Raw genomic sequence first — 16131 nt, 5'->3', positions numbered from 1 at the left:
GCGTCGCTCACACGCGCGCGACGGCGAGGGGCTCGGCGAGCGGCTGCTCGATGAGCCGGACGAACCGGGATGCCGCGGCGCCCGCGTGCGCACCGAGAAGCGCGCTCACGGTCCACTCCGGACGATCGCGCTCGGGGAGGTCGAGCACGCGCAGACGAGCCGCCTCGGGCTTCTGCGACACATGCTGCGGCACGATCGCGATGCCCAGGCCATGGTCGACGAACTCCAGCACGGTGTGCACATCGTCGACGCTGATGCGCACGCGGCGTTCCAGCCCGCGTGCGGCGAAGGCGGCGTCGGCGAGCCGCCGGGCGCCCCAGATCGGGCGGAAGTCCACGAACTCACGGCCGGCGAGATGCTCCCACGACACCTCGCTCTCACCGGCGAGGGCATCGGCGGGGTGGACGACCACGACGAGCGGTCTGCTGCCGAGCGCGATGCGCCGGCACCCCGGAGCGGGGTCGGTCGCGGCGACGAACGCGATGTCGAGCTGCCCCGACCGCACGCCCGCGGCGAGCTCCTGCGATCCGGCCTGCGTGTAGTGGATGTCGACGGCGGGGAACCGCGCATGGAACCGTTCGAGCAGCGCACACGGGTCCACGACGCCGAGACACTGCTCGGCACCGACGTGGAGCGAGCCGGTCAGCAGCTCCGCCGCGCCCAGAACGGCGTCGCGGCCCGCGGAGATCTGCGTCAGCGCCTGGCGAGCGAACGGCAGCAGCGCGCGCCCGGACTCGGTCAGCTGCACGCTGCGCGTCGTCCGGGCCAGCAGTTCGACGCCGAGCTCGTCCTCGAGGGAACGGATCGCAGACGACAGGCCGGACTGCGACACCCCGCACAGCGCGGCCGCGCGGGTGAAATGGCCCTCTTCCGCCACCGACAGGAAGTACTCCAGCTGACGCAGTTCCATTCATGACCTCCAGTGATCGAAGTTACAGCATTCACCTGTTGGACCGATCGTCCGCGGATCCGTATCGTGATGCACGTGAAACGCGTGCCTCTGGGAACCACCGACCTGACCGTGCCGAACGTGGCCCTCGGCCTCATGCGGATCGCCGACCTCGATGACGACGCGATCCGTGCGCTCGTCCGGACCGCGCGCGACGCCGGCATCGACTTCATGGACCACGCCGACATCTACGGCAACGAGCTGCACGGCAGCGAGCGTCGTTTCGCGGAAGCCCTCGCCCTCACGCCGTCGCAGCGCGAGGAGTACACGATCCAGAGCAAGGCCGGCATCCGCCGGGAGAACGGCGTCGCCTGGTTCGACTTCTCCTACGACCACATCGTCGGCACCGTCGAGGCGGCGCTCGAGACGCTGCGCACCGACTACCTCGATGTCCTCCTGCTGCACCGCCCCGACGCGCTCGTCGAGCCCGATGAGGTCGCCCGCGCCTTCGACCACCTCGAAGAGTCGGGCAAGGTGCGTCACTTCGGCGTCTCCAACCACACCCCCGGGCAGATCGAGCTGCTCCGCCGGTCGGTGCGCCAGCCCATCGTCGCCAACCAGGTGCAGCTGTCGATCACGCACGCCCCGATCATCGCGCAGGGTCTCGCGGCGAACATGCAGGGCGTCGAACAGTCGCACACGCTCGACGGCGGCGGTCTCGTCGACTACTGCCGCCTGCACGACATCACCCTGCAGGCGTGGTCGCCCTTCCAGGCCGGGTTCTTCACGGGCGTGTTCCTCGGCTCGCCGGAGTACCCCGAGCTCAACGCGGTGATCGACCGACTCGCGGCGAAGTACGACGTGCCGCCCATCGCCATCGCGGTCGCCTGGATCACTCGGCATCCCGCCGGCATCCAGGTGGTCCTCGGCACGACGAAGTCCGAGCGCGTCGCCGATGCGGCGCTCGGTTCCAACATCCCGCTGACGCGCTCGGAATGGTACGAACTGGTGGCCGCGGCCGGCTACCGCGTCCCCTGAGCCCCGCAGACCCCCCCAGCCCCGCAGACCCCCAGCCCCGCATCACCGCAGTAAGGAAACACGCACATGGTCAACTACCGATACCTCGGCAACAGCGGACTGAAGGTCTCTGAGATCACCTACGGCAACTGGGTCACCCACGCGTCACAGGTCGGCAACGAGGCCGCGATCGCGACGGTGCACGCGGCGCTGGATGCCGGGATCACGACGTTCGACACGGCCGACACCTACGCCAACACGGCCGCCGAAGAGGTGCTCGCCGAGGCGCTGAAGGGTCAGCGCCGCGCGTCGCTCGAGATCTTCACGAAGGTGTACTTCCCGATCGGACCCATGGGCCCGAACGACACCGGGCTGTCGCGCAAGCACATCTTCGACGGCATCCACGGGTCCCTGAAGCGGCTGAACGTCGACTACGTCGACCTATTCCAGGCCCACCGGTTCGACTACGAGACCCCGCTCGAAGAGACCATGCAGGCGTTCGCGGACATCGTGCGCCAGGGCAAGGCCCTGTACATCGGCGTCAGCGAGTGGACCGCGGAGCAGCTGCGGGAGGGGGCGGCGCTCGCGAAGGAGCTGAAGTTCCAGCTCGTGTCGAACCAGCCCCAGTACTCGATGCTGCACCGCGTCATCGAAGGCAAGGTCGTGCCGGCGTCCGAGGAATTGGGGATCTCGCAGATCGTCTGGTCGCCGATGGCGCAGGGCGTCCTGTCGGGCAAGTACCTGCCCGGTCAGCCGGTTCCGCAGGGATCGCGAGCGACCGATGAGAAGAGCGGCGCCGACTTCATCAAGGGGTTCCTGCGCGACGAGGTGCTCACGGCGGTGCAGAACCTGAAGCCGATCGCGGCCGACGTGGGGCTGACGATGCCGCAGTTGGCGATCGCGTGGGTCCTGCAGAACCCGAACGTCGCGGCGGCGCTCGTCGGCGCCTCGCGCCCCGAGCAGCTCGCCGACACCGTCAAGGCGTCCGGCGTGGTGCTGGAGCCGGCGGTCATGCAGGCGATCGACGACGCGCTCGCGGGGGTCGCCGAGGTCGATCCCGCTCGGACCTACGAGGTCTCGCCCGCGACCCGCCTGTCCTGAGGCGGTTCGCGTCTGCGCGGCATCAGGCGGAGGGTGTCGCGGCCCCCGATAGACTGAGGCGTAACCGTCCGATAAACGGGGGAGTGAGCCCATGCCAGGCATCGTGATCGTCGGAGTCCAGTGGGGAGACGAGGGCAAGGGCAAAGCCACCGACCTCCTCGGTGATCGCACCGACTGGGTCGTCAAGTTCAACGGCGGCAACAACGCCGGCCACACGGTCGTGATCGGTGACGAGAAGTACGCGCTGCACCTGCTGCCGAGCGGCATCCTGAGCCGCGGCGTCAACGCCGTCATCGGCAACGGCGTCGTCGTCGATCTCGAGGTGCTCTTCGGCGAGCTCGAAGCCCTGCGCGCCCGCGGGCTCGACACGTCGCGCCTCAAGATCAGCGCGAACGCCCACGTGATCACGCAATACCACCGCACGCTCGACAAGGTCACCGAGCGCTTCCTCGGCAAGCGCATGATCGGCACGACCGGGCGCGGCATCGGCCCGAGCTATGCCGACAAGATCAACCGGGTCGGCATCCGCATCCAGGACCTGTTCGACGAGAACATCCTGCGGCAGAAGGTCGAGGGCGCCCTCGACCAGAAGAACCACCTGCTCGTGAAGGTCTTCAATCGGCGTGCGATCACCGTCGACGAGGTCGTCGACGACCTGCTCTCGTACGTCGAGCGGCTGCGCCCGATGGTCGCCGACACGGGGCTGCTCCTGGGTGAGGCGCTGGATGCCGGTGACGTCGTCGTGTTCGAGGGCGGCCAGGCCACGATGCTCGACGTCGACCACGGCACCTACCCCTTCGTGACCTCCTCGTCGGCGACGGCGGGCGGCGCGTCGACCGGGTCGGGTGTGGGTCCGAACCGCCTCGACCGCATCGTCGGCATCGTGAAGGCGTACACGACGCGCGTGGGGTCGGGCCCGTTCCCGACGGAGCTCTTCGATGAGCAGGGCGAGTGGCTGCGCAAGCGCGGCTTCGAGTTCGGCACGACGACGGGGCGCCCGCGTCGCGTGGGCTGGTACGACGCGCCCATCACGCGCTACGCGACGCGCGTCAACGGCATCACCGACCTCGTCCTGACGAAGCTCGACATCCTCACGGGGCTCGAGCAGATCCCCGTGTGCGTCGCCTACGACGTCGACGGGGAGCGCTTCGACGAGGTGCCGGTCAACCAGAGCGACTTCCACCACGCGACCCCCATCCTGGAGTACTTCCCGGGGTGGCGGGAGGATATCTCCGAGGCGCGCACGTTCGAGGAGCTGCCGCGCGAGGCGCAGGACTACGTCCTCGCACTCGAGGCGATGAGCGGCACACGCATCTCCGTCATCGGCGTGGGCCCCGCGCGCGACGCGGTGATCGTCCGCCACGACCTCATCGACTGAGTTCGGAGCGCTCGTGAGGTTCTGGGTCGGCGGCTACACGGCGGATGCCGCCGGTGCCGCCGGTGCCGCGGGTGTCGCCGGTGCGGCAGACGGCATCGGCGTGCTGCACGCGGGGGCGGTCGACAGCCCGCTCGCGAGCGGCGACCTCGCCTTCGCGGGGGTCGCGGCATCCGCCCCCTCGCCGTCGTGGATCGCCGCGCACCCGACACTCGACGTGCTGTACGCCGCGCAGGAATTCACCGGCACCGTGCGCGCATTCGTGCGCACGGGCGAGGAGACGTTCGCGCCGCACGGCGCCGCGGTGGATGCCGGTGACGCGGTCTGCCACGTCGCCGTCGCACCCGACGGGTCGTCGCTCATCGCCGCGTGCTGGGGTGACGGGCGGGTCGTGCAGTATCCCCTGGGGACGGACGGGCGGATCGGGGCGGCACGCGTCGCGGCTGCGGCCGAAGATCCCGCCGCCGAGGCCGGCACGCCGGCCCAGCTGGCCGAGCTGTCTGCGCTCGCCGGGATGACGGGCTTCACGGCCCTCGGCGACCTGCCGCTCTTCGGCGCGGAGGCGCAGGCCGCCATAGAGGAGGACGGCGCGGACGGCTCCGATGCCGCGCCGACAGCACCGGAGCGGGTGTCGCGCGCCCATCAGGCGCGCTTCCTGCCCGGCGGTGTCCTCGTCACGACGGACCTCGGATACGACCTCGTCCGCTTCTGGACCGCTGGCGCGGCCGGGCTTCGCCTGACCCAGGAGGTCACCCTGCCGCGCGGCAGCGGACCCCGTCACGCGGTGTGGCATCCGAGCGGGCACCTCTATGTCGTGACCGAGCTCTCGCTCGAAGTGTTCGTGCTCGCCGCCGACCCGGCTGCGCCGCCCGCCTCGCGGTGGCGGATCGTCGGCGGCGCTCCGCTCGCGGCCGGCGTGACGCCCGGGTCGGATGCCGCCGCCGAGATCGCCCTGACCCGCGATGCGCAGTATGCCGTCGCGGGCATACGCGGCAGCAACGCCCTCGCGACGTTGCGAGTGCGCGACGGAGGTCGCACACTCGCCCCCGTCGCACTCGCGGAGGCGGGCGTCGTCTGGCCGCGCCATCACGTCATAGAGCGCGACACCGTTCTCGTCGTGGGGCAGCGGTCGAACGACGTCGCGGCACTCGCGCTCGACGAGCGCACGGGTGCGGTCGGCCGCGTGCGCCGTCGCGCGGAGGTACCATCGCCGACGATGCTCCTCGCCGCCCGCGCCTGAAGCGGCCCCTGAGCGCAGAGACCAGCGGAGGCCTCAGACCGCGGCATCCTGCTTCGGGATGAAGACCTTCTTGATGATGAGCAGGATCGACGCGGTCACCGGGATCGCGACGAGCGCGCCGAGCAGGCCCATGAGCGTGCCGCCGACGAGCGCGCCGATCACGACGAGCGAGCCCGGCACCGCGATCGCCTTGTTCATGACGCGCGGGGTGAGAACGTACGCCTCGATCTGCATGTAGACGAGGTAGGAGGCCGCGAAGATGAGCGCCGACAGCGGGCTCGCGAAGAGGGCCACAACGCTCGCGACGCCCCAGAACAGCACGGTACCGACGAGCGGGATGATCGTCAGGCAGAACGCCACGACCGCCAGCAGGGCGGGGAACGGCAACCCGAGCACGCTGTAGAGGATGAACGTGACGACGGCGTTGAAGAAGGCGAGCACGACCATCCCGCCGAGGTAGCCGCCGACCGACTCCGTGATCTCCTCCGTCAGCTCGCTCGTGAGCGGGCGGGTGCGGGCGGGGACCATGCGGTAGAACGCCCGCTTCATCTCCGGCAGCGTCGCGAGGAAGTACAGGCTCAGCACGATGATGATGATGAAGCCCGAGATCGACGTCCCGATCGAGATGCCGATCTGCAGCACGCCGCCGCCGATCGTGGCGATGTTGCCGGGGTCGGTGAGGAACTTCTGCACCTCGGCGAGCAGCTGCGGCACCTGTGGACCGAACTGCGTCTGCAGCCATGCGTAGAGATCGGTCTTCCGGAAGGCCCCGACCATCGACGGCAGATCGGTCACGAACTGCGCGATCTGCGACACCACCGTCGGGATGATGAGCCACAGGATGCCGACGAGCACGACCGCGAAGACGAAGTAGACGATCACGATCGCCCACGCGCGCTTCGTGCCGTGCTTCTCGAGGCGGCGGACGAGCGGATCGAGGCCGAGCGCGGCGAAGAGGGCGAACGCGATGTAGATCCAGATCGTGACGAGGCTCGAGATCGCGGCGCCCAGCGCGAAGGCGGCGAGCCCGCCGAACGTGAGGAAGAAGCCGACGACGAACGGGCGGTTGAGGTTCGTCAGCACGCGCGTTCCGCGATCCTCCGGCGTGGGGAGGTGCGCCGGTGCGCCGGGCGTCGTCGTGGATGCCGCGGTGGCGGGGCGCTCGGAGCGTCGTGACTTCATGCGTCACACTTTAGGGGCGATAGGGTCGATCCCATGAACGACGCCGCCGATCCGACCGCGACATTGCGCCGCTTGCGCGGCTCGATCGACAACATCGACGCGGCCCTCATCCACATGCTCGCGGAGCGCTTCAAGGCGACGCAGCAGGTCGGTGTGCTGAAGGCCGAGTACGGGATGCCGCCCTCCGACCCGGCGCGGGAGGAGCAGCAGATCGCGCGGCTGCGGCGGCTGGCATCCGATGCCGACCTCGACCCCGAGTTCGCCGAGAAGTGGTTCAACTTCGTCGTCGCCGAGGTGATCCGCCACCACACCGCGGCGGCCGAAGGCGCGTAGCCTCTCGCCCTCGGCCGAGTGTCCAAGACGCGCGGACGGTCGGCTCTTCGAGTCCGCATGTCTTGGACACTCGCGGGCGGGCGGGCGGCGGGCGGACGGGCGTCAGGGCGTCGCGCGGCGCAGCGTCGCGAAGGCGATGGCGCCGACGGCGACGGCACCGGCGAGCATGCCGACGATGAGCGAGGGCACCGTGAGCCCGGCCATCCATTCGCCGACCGGGATCCAGGCATCCATGCGGCCGATCAGCCAGAGCGCGGCGACGAGGAGCAGCCCGAACCCGACGAGGACCACGGTGAGCCCGAGGGCACCGGTCCGCTTGTAGATCGTCGAGCCGAGGAAGCCGATGACGAACAGCAGGAGCGCGCAGGCCGCGTAGAACGCGCCGGCTGCGAGGGGCCCGGCGCGCCACACCCAGTCCAGGTAGAAGAAGTAGCCGTTGAGGCCCCACCCGCCCGTCGCCTGCTCGATCGCACCGCCGACGACGAACACCGCGCCGAGGATGAGGGCGGTGCCGACGGCGGCGAGCATCGTGCCGAAGAAGAACTCGCGTCGCGTGATGCTCAGCGCCTGCGAGAAGGGAAAGGTGTAGCTCAGCGACATGATGCCGACCGCGAAGAAGTACCAGATCGGCGCCTGGCTGCCGCCGCCGTACTTCGCGCCGTCGTAGGGGATGAGCGCGAAGATGATGATCGACATGGCGAACGACGCGCCGAGGATGATCAGCGGCAGCCACACGAACGTGTACCTGTTGACGAACTGCAGCCGTGTGACGCTCAGCGTCCTGTTCATCGGAGCGCTCCTTCCTCGTGGGCGTCCGCGGACGCGTTCTGGGTCGTGCGGACGATCAGCTGCTGCAGCGAGACCGGCGAGATCTCCACGCCGTCTCGCGCGAGGGCAGCCCGTTCGTCTGTGGTGATCGGGCCGAGGACCGTGATCGCGGCGACGCGGCCGAGGCTCTCGCGATGGAGGACCTCGCGGCCGGCGGCGAACGCCTCGACAGCGTCCGTGTCGCCGGTCAGGACGGCGGCGCGGCCTCGGACGGCGTCGGTCTCCTCGTCCATCACGACGCGCCCGCCGTCGACGACGATGACGCGTTCCAGCAGGTTGGCGACCTCGTCGATCAGGTGGCTGGAGAGGATGACCGTGCGCGGGTGCTCCGCGTAATCCTCGAGGAGCCTGTCGTAGAAGATCTGCCGCGCCACGGCATCCAGCCCCAGATACGGCTCGTCGAAGAAGGTGATCTCGGCGCGCGAGGCGAGGCCGATGATCACGCCGACTGCGGACAGCTGGCCGCGCGAGAGCTTCTTGATGCGACGCTTCATCGGGAGGCGGAACTCCGCGACCAGTCGGTCGGCGAACGCCTGGTCCCACCGGGGGAAGAACATCGCGGCCATCCGCAGCGCGTGGGTGGCGTTGGCGTCCTCGGGGTAGCGCTGACTCTCCCGCACGAAGCAGATGCGGCTGAGGACCCGCGCATTCTCGTACGGCGCCTCGCCGAACACACGGACGACGCCGCTCGTCGCGAAGTTCTGCGCCGTGAGGATCGACATGATGGTCGTCTTGCCCGCGCCGTTGCGCCCGAGCAGACCGTAGATCGTGTTCTCCTCGATGGAGAAGCTGACGTCGTCGAGTGCGAGGGCGTCGCGGTAGCGCTTGGTGAGGTGCTGCACCTCGATCACGGAGGTCATCGTGCGTTCCCTTCAAGGTGGTCGGTGGCCGCGCGCTCCAGCACGAGGCGCGCAAGGTCGTCGGGGCCGAGGCCGAGAGTGCGCGCCTCGGCGATCAGCGGCTGGATGTAGCGGTCGGCGAAGGCCGACCGTCGTTCGGCGAGGAGCGCCGCGCGGGCGCCGGGAGCCACGAACATGCCGATCCCGCGCCTCTTCACGAGCACGCCCTTGTCGACGAGCATGTTCACTCCCTTCGCCGCCGTGGCGGGGTTGATGCGATGGAAGGCGGCGAGCTCGTTGGTCGAGGGGGCGCGCGAATCCTCCGGCAGTGCACCGTCGAGGATCGCGTCCTCGACGTTCTCCGCGATCTGCAGGAAAAGCGGTTTGCCCTCTTCGATCACGCGCGCCTCCATCCGGGTTCAGTGGTTAGTTACTCAACTAAGTAACCACAGAACCCGTGTGTCGTCAACCCTTCCGCCGAGTGTCCAGAACACGCGGACGGTCGGCGCCCGGTGTCCGCGTGTCTTGGACACTCGGCGGGGGCGGATTGGGCGGGGGCGCGGCGGGGCGGGGCGGGCGGGGGCGGGTTGGGCGGGTCAGTCGGCGGGGGCGTCGGATGCCGCGGCATCCAACGGGAGCGCGACCTTCTTCTCCAGCACCACGATCGCCTCGTCGGAGACGACGATGAGCCCGTCGAGCTCTTCGCGCACGCGCTTGTAGGCGACCTGGCGCTCAGCGGGCGTGGCCGCCCCGTCGACCGCGACCGACAGGAGCTTCTGCGCGGTCGCGAGGCGCTTGCGCTCGGTCTCGGTGAAGTCGGAGTCGCGGAGCCGGCGGGCTTCGCGCTCGGCGACGTCGAAGGCGACCTCGTAGTCGGTGACCGCGCTCGCGTACGCGGCGAGTTCGGCGTCGGTCGGGTGCGCTTTGGGTGACGTGGGGCGGAGCCGGTCGGCGGTCTTCTTCGCGCGGAGGAAGGCGGCGGTCAGGGGTTGACGGCCGTCGCTGATCGTCGGGTAGGCGATGAGCTTCGCGACATCCAGCTCGTAGTCGAGCCAGCGCGCCGTGACGGCGTCGTGCTCCGCGAACAGCTTCTCCAGCTGCGGCTGGGTCGGGGAGGGCTTCGTGATGGGCTTCGGCTCCGCCGCGTGCGCGACCTGCTTGGGCGGCGTCGCGGCCTTCAGCGCGGCCTTCGCCTGCAGGATCTCCAGACGTCGCTTGTGGCGCGACCGGGCACTGAACTCCCAGCGCCGCGCGAAGCCGCCGGCGACGGCTATGACGGGGAAGGCGAGCCACCAGTAGTCGCGCGCGAAGGCCCAGAACTCATCCACGCGGTCAGCCTACGCGTGGTCGTCGCGGTCATCGCCGCGTGTGTCGCGCGGACCGCCGCGGCCCCCGCCGTCGGGGCCCCCTGAGGCGCCGTCACGTGGTCGCGGGGCGGTGGCGCGGGCGAGCGCTTCGGCACCGCGGGCGAGCACCGTCTGGGTGAGGTTCTGCGCGATCTCCTGCGCCGTGATCACCCAGTCGGCGGGGCGCGGCGAGTCGGGTCCGGGGCCGGCGGGCGCCGATCCGGCCGCGCGCGCCCGCCGCCACGCCTCGGCCTCCGCCGCTTCGAAAGCGTGGTGCAGGCGCGCCACGGCGTCGCGGTACGCGCCGAACTGCGCCGGGGTGATGCGCGCGGTGGGGGCCGCCGGCCGCAAGGCGCGTGCCGTGCGGTGCGCGGCGAGGAAGGCGGCTGTCTGCGGCACCCGCGCATCGCTCATCGCCGGGAACGCGAGCTGACGCGCGGCATCCGTCTCGTATTCCATCCACCGAGCCGTGACGGCGTCGTCGGCGGCCATGACGCGGGCGAGCGGCAGGTGCGCCGGGTCGGACGAGCGCGCGGCGAGCGCTGCCCGGTCGGCGGACAGGTTCGCGCGCCGCGCGCGGAGGGTCGCGGCCGCCGCCCGGGTGTCGCGCTGTGCGGCGTCGAGCGCGCGGCGCGCCGCGGCGACCTCGTCGGGGCCGGTGTATCCCGCGGTGCGGGCCGCCTGTGCGCGAGCGAGCTCCGCCCGCGCGACGCGCACGCCGTGACGGGATGCCTGGGCCTCCTGCTGGGCCGTGCGCAGCGCCTCGCGCGACGCGTCGTACGCGAGTCGACGCGCTTTCGCCGTGCCGCGCTGACCGCGCAGCCCGAACCAGCCGAGGGCGCCCGCACCGATCACCGTCGGTCCGATCCACCAGAACTCGGCGAACACCGCGAGGAACGGTTCCACCCCTTCATGCTATCCAGCATGCCTGAACCTCGGCCGGGCGCGGGCCCGCGTCACCTTCGCGAGCGTCCAAGACACGCGGATGCCGGGGGTGCCGCGTCCGCGTGTCTTGGACACTCGATGGAGTGCGGGCGCCGGGACGCGGGCGAAGCGGGGTCGCGCGCGTCAGCCGAAGATGAGCGCGAGCACCGTCGCGCCGCCGCCGACGAGGATCAGCGCGCCGATCACGACCCACGCGACGATCCGCGTGCGCCGCGTGCGCGCCTCGTTCATGCCCTGGTACTCGTCCTGATCGGTCATGGTCCTCAGCCTAGGGGTGTCGTCGAGCGGGTTCAGACGGCGGGTTCGGCGATGACGGAGCCGAATGCGGCGGGGAGCGTCGCCTGCGAGATCGCGCGCAGCTCCGGCACGGTGAGCGTGAAGACGTCCTGCACCTCGAGCGCGGGCTCGTCGCCGTCCGCGGCGGGATCGGTCACGCCGATGCGCAGCACGGGGTAGCCGCGGCCCTCGCACAGACCGCGGAACTTCACGTCCTCCTCGCGCGGCACCGACACGATGACGCGGCCGGTCGACTCCGAGAAGAGGGCCGTCGCGGCATCCACGCCGTCACGCTCCATGATCTCGCGCAGCCACACGCGGGCACCGACGCCGAAGCGCATGACGGCCTCGGCGAGGGCTTGCGCGAGGCCGCCCGAAGACAGGTCGTGGGCGCTCGACACGAGCTCCTGCTGGGATGCCGCCTGGATGAGCTCCGCGAGGCGACGCTCGGCCCCGAGGTCGACCGCCGGGGGGCGGCCCCCGAGGTGGCCGTGGACCGTCCCCGCCCACGCCGAACCGGACAGCTCGGTCGCGGTGACGCCGAGGAGGTAGATGTTCTCGCCGGCATCCTGCCACCCGCTCGGGATGCGCCGGGCGACGTCGTCGATGATGCCGAGGACGCCGACGACCGGGGTCGGGAAGATCGGCACGTCACCGGTCTGGTTGTAGAAGCTGACGTTGCCGCCCGTGACGGGCACGCCGAGCTCGAGGCACGCGTCGGCGAGACCGTCGACGGCCTGGCCGAACTGCCACATGACCTCGGGGTTCTCCGGCGAGCCGAAGTTCAGGCAGTCGGTGACGGCGGTCGGCACCGCGCCCGTGACGGCGACGTTGCGGTAGGCCTCGGCGAGGGCGAGCTGCGCGCCCGCATACGGGTCGAGCTGGCAGTAGCGGCCGTTGCAGTCGGTCGCGATCGCGAAGCCCAGGCCCGACTCCTCGTCGACGCGGATCATGCCCGCGTCGTCGGGGAACGACAGGGCCGTGTTGCCCATGACGTAGTAGTCGTACTGGTTGGTCACCCACGCGGTGTCGGCGAGGTTCGCGCTGCCGAGGAGCGCTTCGAACTGCGCACGCAGCACGGCGGGGTCGTCGGTGCGAGGAAGGGCCGCGGCGGAATCGAGCTGCAGCGCGTCGATCCAGGTCGGGTAAGCGACCGGGCGCTCGTAGACGGGGCCGTCGACCGCGACGGTCGACGGGTCGACGTCGACGATCTTCTCGCCGTGCCAGAAGATCTGCAGGCGTCCGTCGCCGGTGACCTCGCCGAGGACCGACGTCTCGACATCCCACTTCGACGTGACCGCGAGGAAGGCATCCAGCTTCTCGGGCGCGACGATCGCCATCATGCGCTCCTGCGACTCGCTCATGAGGATCTCCTCGGGCGTGAGCGTGGGGTCGCGCAGCAGCACGTTCTCGAGGTCGACGCGCATGCCCGACCCGCCGTTGGCGGCGAGCTCGCTCGTCGCGCACGAGATGCCTGCAGCACCGAGATCCTGGATGGCCTCGACGAGCTCGCCCTTGTAGAGCTCGAGGCAGCACTCGATGAGCACCTTCTCGGCGAAGGGGTCACCCACCTGCACGGCGGGGCGCTTGGTGGGGCCGCCGTCGGCGAAGGTGTCGGATGCCAGGATCGACGCCCCGCCGATGCCGTCGCCGCCCGTGCGCGCCCCGAAGAGCACGACCTGGTTGCCGGCGCCGGTCGCGTTGGCGAGCTTGATGTCCTCGTGGCGCATGACGCCGACCGCGAGGGCGTTGACGAGGGGGTTGCCCTGGTAGACCGCGTCGAAGACGGTCTCGCCGCCGATGTTCGGCAGGCCCAGGCAGTTCGCGTACGACGAGATGCCCGACACGACGCCGTGGACGACGCGGGCGGTGTCGGGGTGGTCGATCGCACCGAAGCGCAGCTGATCCATGACGGCGACCGGGCGCGCGCCCATGGAGATGATGTCGCGCACGATGCCGCCCACGCCGGTCGCGGCGCCCTGGAACGGCTCGATATAGCTCGGGTGGTTGTGCGACTCGACCTTGAAGGTGACGGCCCAGCCCTCGCCGACGTCCACGACGCCCGCGTTCTGGCCCATGCCCACCATGAGGCGGGTCTTCATCTCGTCGCTGACCTTCTGGCCGAAGCGGCGCAGGTAGATCTTCGACGACTTGTACGAGCAGTGCTCCGACCACATCACGGAGTACATCGCGAGCTCGCCGCTGGTGGGGCGGCGCCCGAGGATGGTCTTGATCTCGGCATACTCGTCGGGCTTCAGACCCAGCGCCGCGTACGGCTGCTCCTTCTCGGGAGTCTCTACGGCGTGCTCGACGGTGTCGGCGACCTTCTCGGCGAATTCGGGGGTGCTCACGCGGCTGGACTCCAAGACTCGGGATGCCGGCGGGGGATGCCTCAAGTCTAGCCGGGAGGGTCTGCCGTTCTCCCGCGGTTCATCGCCGCTGCGGGTTTCGTCGGCGCGAATCGTCGGTCGTGCCGGTTTCGTCGGCGCGAATCGTCGCTCCAGACGCCGGAAGCGACGATCTGCGCCGACATGTCAGGCGTCGTCGACGCCCAGGACGCCGATGCCCGTCGCCTCGTGGCTCGGCTCGGATGCCGAGTCGGGCGCGGTCGGCTCTTCGCCGGGCTCCTTCTCGGTGCTGGGCTCGGTGAGGTCGTCGGCCCCGGGCTGCGCCGCCCGGTCGGGGTCGGCCGCGTTTCCCGCGGCGCGCGCCGCTGCCTCGGCCGTCGCGTCGTCGGGATGGGTGGAGTTCGGATCGGACATGGTCATCTCCTGTTCGGCCGCCTCCGCGAGGGCGGGCATCGTCCGACGAGTCTGCGCCGCGTGCGGGCGTCCGTCAGGGGGCTTGACAGGGTGGCGCGAGGTTGGCGCGAGGGGGCACGGGTTGGGGTCGCGGGTGTCGGAACTCGGTCGTAGAGTCGGGCCATGACCGGACTCACGCCGTACCTGCACTTCGACGGGGGCGCCCGTGAGGCGCTCGAGTTCTACCGCGACGTCTTCGGCGGAGACCTCGTCATCCACTCGTACGGCGACTTCGGGCGGGGCGACGGGCCGGCGGATGCCGTCGCGCACGGCATGCTCCAGGGTGCGGTCGAGCTCTTCGCGTCGGATGCCGGGCCGGGGGAGGAGCCCCTCGCGCTCCGCGGCATCCTGTTCTCACTCCTGGGCATGGCGGAGCCGGCCGAGCTCGAGCGCTGGTTCGCCGCGCTCGCCGAAGGCGGGGCGGTTCTCGATGCGCTCGCGCTCAAGCCATGGGGCGATCACGACGGCCAGGTGCGCGACCGGTTCGGGGTCACGTGGCTGATCGGGTACCAGGGGTAGGCGGTGACCGTGCCGGGTGCGCCGGCGGACGCCCTCCGCGCACGCGCCGCGGATCTCGACGCGCTGCTCAGTCGGCTCGATGCCGATGCCGCCGCCGTGCGCGCGGACCGCGCCGACCAGACCGCTGACGACGAGCACGATCCGGAAGGGTCGACGCTGTCGGGCGAGTGGCAGCGCATCGAGGCGCTGCGGCGGGCGGCGGCGTCCGAACGGAGTGAGGTGGATGCCGCGCTCGCGCGGATCGCGGCGGGGACGTACGGGGTGTGCGTCGTGTGCGGCGCCGGCATCCCCGCGGGCAGACTCGAGGCGCGACCGTTCGCGACGACGTGCGTCGCCTGCGCGGCGTGAGAGCCGGGCGGTGCGGCGTGGGCATTCCGTGAGGGTTCGCGACGGGCTGTCGGCCGCATGAGTGTGATCAGCGGCGGCGGTTCGCGGGTGTGAGCTCGTGCATGCCGTAGCTGTTGTCGTCGGGGTTGACGGTGACGCCGGGGGCGACGATCGCGTCGATCCGGTCGAGCACTTCGGTCCGCAGGGTGAGCGACGCGGCGGGAAGGTACGACTCGAGTTGCTCCATCGTGCGGGGACCGACGATCGCGGCGGTGACCCCGGGGTGGTTGATCACGAACGCGATCGCCATCTCGATGAGCGTCAGGTCGTTCTGCTCGGCGAGGACGGCGAGGTCTTCGACGATGTCGAGCTTGCGCCGGTTCGCGGGGCTGTTCATGTCGAACCGCGCCTTCGGGCGTGCGTTCGAGGTCGGGGCGGCTGCGGCATCCTTTCGCCACTTGCCCGAGAGCCAGCCACCGGAGAGCGGGCTGTAGGTGAGGGTGCCCATTCCGTGCCGCTGCACGGTCGGCAGGACATCCTCTTCGACGCCGCGGACGAGGATCGAGTAGGGCGGCTGCTCCGTGACGAACCGTTCCAGACCTCGTGACTGCGAGGCCCACTGCGCCTCCACGATCTGCGAGCCGGAGAACGATGACGAACCGAGGTAGCGGATCTTGCCCTGGTGCACGAGATCCGAGAGCGCCCCGAGGGTCTCTTCGATGTCGACGGCCGGGTCGGGCCGGTGCACCTGGTACAGGTCGATGTAGTCGGTGTCGAGGCGTCGCAGGGAGTTCTCGACCTCGCGGATGATCCAGCGGCGCGATCCGCCGCGCTGGTTGGGGTCGTCGGCATCCATCGGCATGAAGAACTTCGTCGCGAGGACGACATCGTCACGCCGCCCCTTGAGTGCCTTGCCGGTGATCTCCTCGGAGACACCGGCCGAGTAGACGTCGGCGGTATCGACGAAGTTGATGCCGGCATCGAGGGCGGCGTGGATGATGCGGATGCTGTCCGCCTCGTCCTCGTTTCCCCACGGGCCGAACATCATCGCGCCGAGGCACAGCGGGCTGACCTTGACGCCGGTGCGTCCGAGGCTGCGGTATTCCATGAGCG

Annotated in this window: 18 protein-coding genes; 7 read left to right on the top strand and 11 right to left on the bottom strand. The window is 70.5% G+C overall.

Annotation, left to right across the window (positions count from 1 at the left end):
* Nucleotides 1-7: 7 nt before the first annotated feature.
* Nucleotides 8-910, bottom strand: a complete 903-nt coding sequence (locus J0I43_RS05600; protein WP_292860293.1) for a LysR family transcriptional regulator — start codon at nucleotides 908-910, stop codon at nucleotides 8-10.
* A 69-nt stretch (nucleotides 911-979) separates the two neighbouring features.
* On the opposite strand from J0I43_RS05600, the gene J0I43_RS05595 reads away from it, so the two are divergent.
* The 4 genes from J0I43_RS05595 (at nucleotide 980) to J0I43_RS05580 (ending at nucleotide 5622) form a co-directional block, all read left to right on the top strand.
* Complete coding sequence (locus J0I43_RS05595; protein ID WP_292860603.1) at nucleotides 980-1927, top strand: aldo/keto reductase family oxidoreductase; 948 nt, start codon at nucleotides 980-982, stop codon at nucleotides 1925-1927.
* A gap of 66 nt (nucleotides 1928-1993) precedes the next feature.
* Complete coding sequence (locus tag J0I43_RS05590; RefSeq protein ID WP_292860290.1) at nucleotides 1994-3007, top strand: aldo/keto reductase family protein; 1014 nt, start codon at nucleotides 1994-1996, stop codon at nucleotides 3005-3007.
* 91 nt (nucleotides 3008-3098) lie between these two features.
* Complete coding sequence (locus J0I43_RS05585; protein WP_292860288.1) at nucleotides 3099-4385, top strand: adenylosuccinate synthase; 1287 nt, start codon at nucleotides 3099-3101, stop codon at nucleotides 4383-4385.
* Nucleotides 4386-4398: 13 nt separating this feature from the next.
* The gene (locus tag J0I43_RS05580) at nucleotides 4399-5622 is read left to right on the top strand and encodes a beta-propeller fold lactonase family protein (protein ID WP_292860285.1); all 1224 of its coding nucleotides are present in this window, start codon (nucleotides 4399-4401) and stop codon (nucleotides 5620-5622) included.
* Nucleotides 5623-5655: 33 nt separating this feature from the next.
* Here J0I43_RS05580 and J0I43_RS05575 read toward each other — a convergent pair whose 3' ends face one another.
* Nucleotides 5656-6804 carry an AI-2E family transporter gene (locus tag J0I43_RS05575; protein WP_292860283.1) on the bottom strand — a complete coding sequence of 383 codons (1149 nt, stop codon included), beginning with the start codon at nucleotides 6802-6804 and terminating at the stop codon, nucleotides 5656-5658.
* A gap of 33 nt (nucleotides 6805-6837) precedes the next feature.
* Here J0I43_RS05575 and J0I43_RS05570 point away from each other — a divergent pair, with 33 nt between their 5' ends.
* A complete protein-coding gene (locus tag J0I43_RS05570) occupies nucleotides 6838-7137 on the top strand; it encodes a chorismate mutase (protein WP_292860281.1) in 300 nt (99 codons plus the stop codon).
* 102 nt (nucleotides 7138-7239) lie between these two features.
* Here J0I43_RS05570 and J0I43_RS05565 read toward each other — a convergent pair whose 3' ends face one another.
* From J0I43_RS05565 to J0I43_RS05530, 8 genes are all read right to left on the bottom strand, one after another.
* Nucleotides 7240-7926 carry a hypothetical protein gene (locus J0I43_RS05565; RefSeq protein WP_292860278.1) on the bottom strand — a complete coding sequence of 229 codons (687 nt, stop codon included), beginning with the start codon at nucleotides 7924-7926 and terminating at the stop codon, nucleotides 7240-7242.
* Complete coding sequence (locus J0I43_RS05560) at nucleotides 7923-8825, bottom strand: ABC transporter ATP-binding protein (protein WP_292860275.1); 903 nt, start codon at nucleotides 8823-8825, stop codon at nucleotides 7923-7925. The genes J0I43_RS05565 and J0I43_RS05560 overlap by 4 nt, the downstream gene beginning before the upstream one ends.
* Nucleotides 8822-9205 (bottom strand): GntR family transcriptional regulator, encoded by a 384-nt coding sequence (locus tag J0I43_RS05555; RefSeq protein ID WP_292860273.1) that lies wholly within the window; start codon nucleotides 9203-9205, stop codon nucleotides 8822-8824. Before J0I43_RS05555 ends, J0I43_RS05560 begins: the two co-directional genes overlap by 4 nt.
* Before the next feature lie 195 nt (nucleotides 9206-9400).
* Nucleotides 9401-10132, bottom strand: a complete 732-nt coding sequence (locus tag J0I43_RS05550; protein WP_292860271.1) for a hypothetical protein — start codon at nucleotides 10130-10132, stop codon at nucleotides 9401-9403.
* A gap of 9 nt (nucleotides 10133-10141) precedes the next feature.
* Entirely contained in the window at nucleotides 10142-11056 is a 915-nt protein-coding gene (locus J0I43_RS05545; RefSeq protein WP_292860269.1) for a hypothetical protein, read from the bottom strand.
* A 162-nt stretch (nucleotides 11057-11218) separates the two neighbouring features.
* Nucleotides 11219-11353 carry a hypothetical protein gene (locus J0I43_RS05540; RefSeq protein ID WP_292860266.1) on the bottom strand — a complete coding sequence of 45 codons (135 nt, stop codon included), beginning with the start codon at nucleotides 11351-11353 and terminating at the stop codon, nucleotides 11219-11221.
* A 32-nt stretch (nucleotides 11354-11385) separates the two neighbouring features.
* Nucleotides 11386-13722, bottom strand: coding sequence for a phosphoribosylformylglycinamidine synthase subunit PurL (purL, locus tag J0I43_RS05535; RefSeq protein WP_292860263.1), 2337 nt, complete (start codon nucleotides 13720-13722; stop codon nucleotides 11386-11388).
* A gap of 183 nt (nucleotides 13723-13905) precedes the next feature.
* Nucleotides 13906-14133 (bottom strand): hypothetical protein, encoded by a 228-nt coding sequence (locus tag J0I43_RS05530; RefSeq protein ID WP_292860260.1) that lies wholly within the window; start codon nucleotides 14131-14133, stop codon nucleotides 13906-13908.
* 162 nt (nucleotides 14134-14295) lie between these two features.
* On the opposite strand from J0I43_RS05530, the gene J0I43_RS05525 reads away from it, so the two are divergent.
* Both J0I43_RS05525 and J0I43_RS05520 read left to right on the top strand, forming a co-directional pair.
* Complete coding sequence (locus tag J0I43_RS05525) at nucleotides 14296-14691, top strand: VOC family protein (protein WP_292860257.1); 396 nt, start codon at nucleotides 14296-14298, stop codon at nucleotides 14689-14691.
* Between the two features lie 3 nt (nucleotides 14692-14694).
* Complete coding sequence (locus J0I43_RS05520) at nucleotides 14695-15039, top strand: TraR/DksA C4-type zinc finger protein (protein ID WP_292860255.1); 345 nt, start codon at nucleotides 14695-14697, stop codon at nucleotides 15037-15039.
* Nucleotides 15040-15106: 67 nt separating this feature from the next.
* Here J0I43_RS05520 and J0I43_RS05515 read toward each other — a convergent pair whose 3' ends face one another.
* Nucleotides 15107-16126, bottom strand: coding sequence for an aldo/keto reductase (locus tag J0I43_RS05515; protein ID WP_292860252.1), 1020 nt, complete (start codon nucleotides 16124-16126; stop codon nucleotides 15107-15109).
* Nucleotides 16127-16131 lie beyond the last annotated feature (5 nt).

It is taken from the genome of Microbacterium sp., assembly GCF_017305435.1.
In the GTDB taxonomy this organism is placed as follows: domain Bacteria; phylum Actinomycetota; class Actinomycetes; order Actinomycetales; family Microbacteriaceae; genus Microbacterium.
Note: the sequence above shows the minus strand (reverse complement) of the source record. Positions and strands in the feature narration are given on the sequence as shown.

What these genes read in the sequence shown, in the direction of transcription:
- J0I43_RS05600 (WP_292860293.1), bottom strand. Translation starts at nt 910, where the DNA reads ATGGAACTGCGTCAGCTGGAGTACTTCCTGTCGGTGGCGGAAGAGGGC.
- J0I43_RS05595 (WP_292860603.1), top strand. Translation starts at nt 980, where the DNA reads ATGCACGTGAAACGCGTGCCTCTGGGAACCACCGACCTGACCGTGCCG.
- J0I43_RS05590 (WP_292860290.1), top strand. Translation starts at nt 1,994, where the DNA reads ATGGTCAACTACCGATACCTCGGCAACAGCGGACTGAAGGTCTCTGAG.
- J0I43_RS05585 (WP_292860288.1), top strand. Translation starts at nt 3,099, where the DNA reads ATGCCAGGCATCGTGATCGTCGGAGTCCAGTGGGGAGACGAGGGCAAG.
- J0I43_RS05575 (WP_292860283.1), bottom strand. Translation starts at nt 6,804, where the DNA reads ATGAAGTCACGACGCTCCGAGCGCCCCGCCACCGCGGCATCCACGACG.
- J0I43_RS05570 (WP_292860281.1), top strand. Translation starts at nt 6,838, where the DNA reads ATGAACGACGCCGCCGATCCGACCGCGACATTGCGCCGCTTGCGCGGC.
- J0I43_RS05565 (WP_292860278.1), bottom strand. Translation starts at nt 7,926, where the DNA reads ATGAACAGGACGCTGAGCGTCACACGGCTGCAGTTCGTCAACAGGTAC.
- J0I43_RS05560 (WP_292860275.1), bottom strand. Translation starts at nt 8,825, where the DNA reads ATGACCTCCGTGATCGAGGTGCAGCACCTCACCAAGCGCTACCGCGAC.
- J0I43_RS05540 (WP_292860266.1), bottom strand. Translation starts at nt 11,353, where the DNA reads ATGACCGATCAGGACGAGTACCAGGGCATGAACGAGGCGCGCACGCGG.
- J0I43_RS05530 (WP_292860260.1), bottom strand. Translation starts at nt 14,133, where the DNA reads ATGTCCGATCCGAACTCCACCCATCCCGACGACGCGACGGCCGAGGCA.
- J0I43_RS05525 (WP_292860257.1), top strand. Translation starts at nt 14,296, where the DNA reads ATGACCGGACTCACGCCGTACCTGCACTTCGACGGGGGCGCCCGTGAG.
- J0I43_RS05515 (WP_292860252.1), bottom strand. Translation starts at nt 16,126, where the DNA reads ATGGAATACCGCAGCCTCGGACGCACCGGCGTCAAGGTCAGCCCGCTG.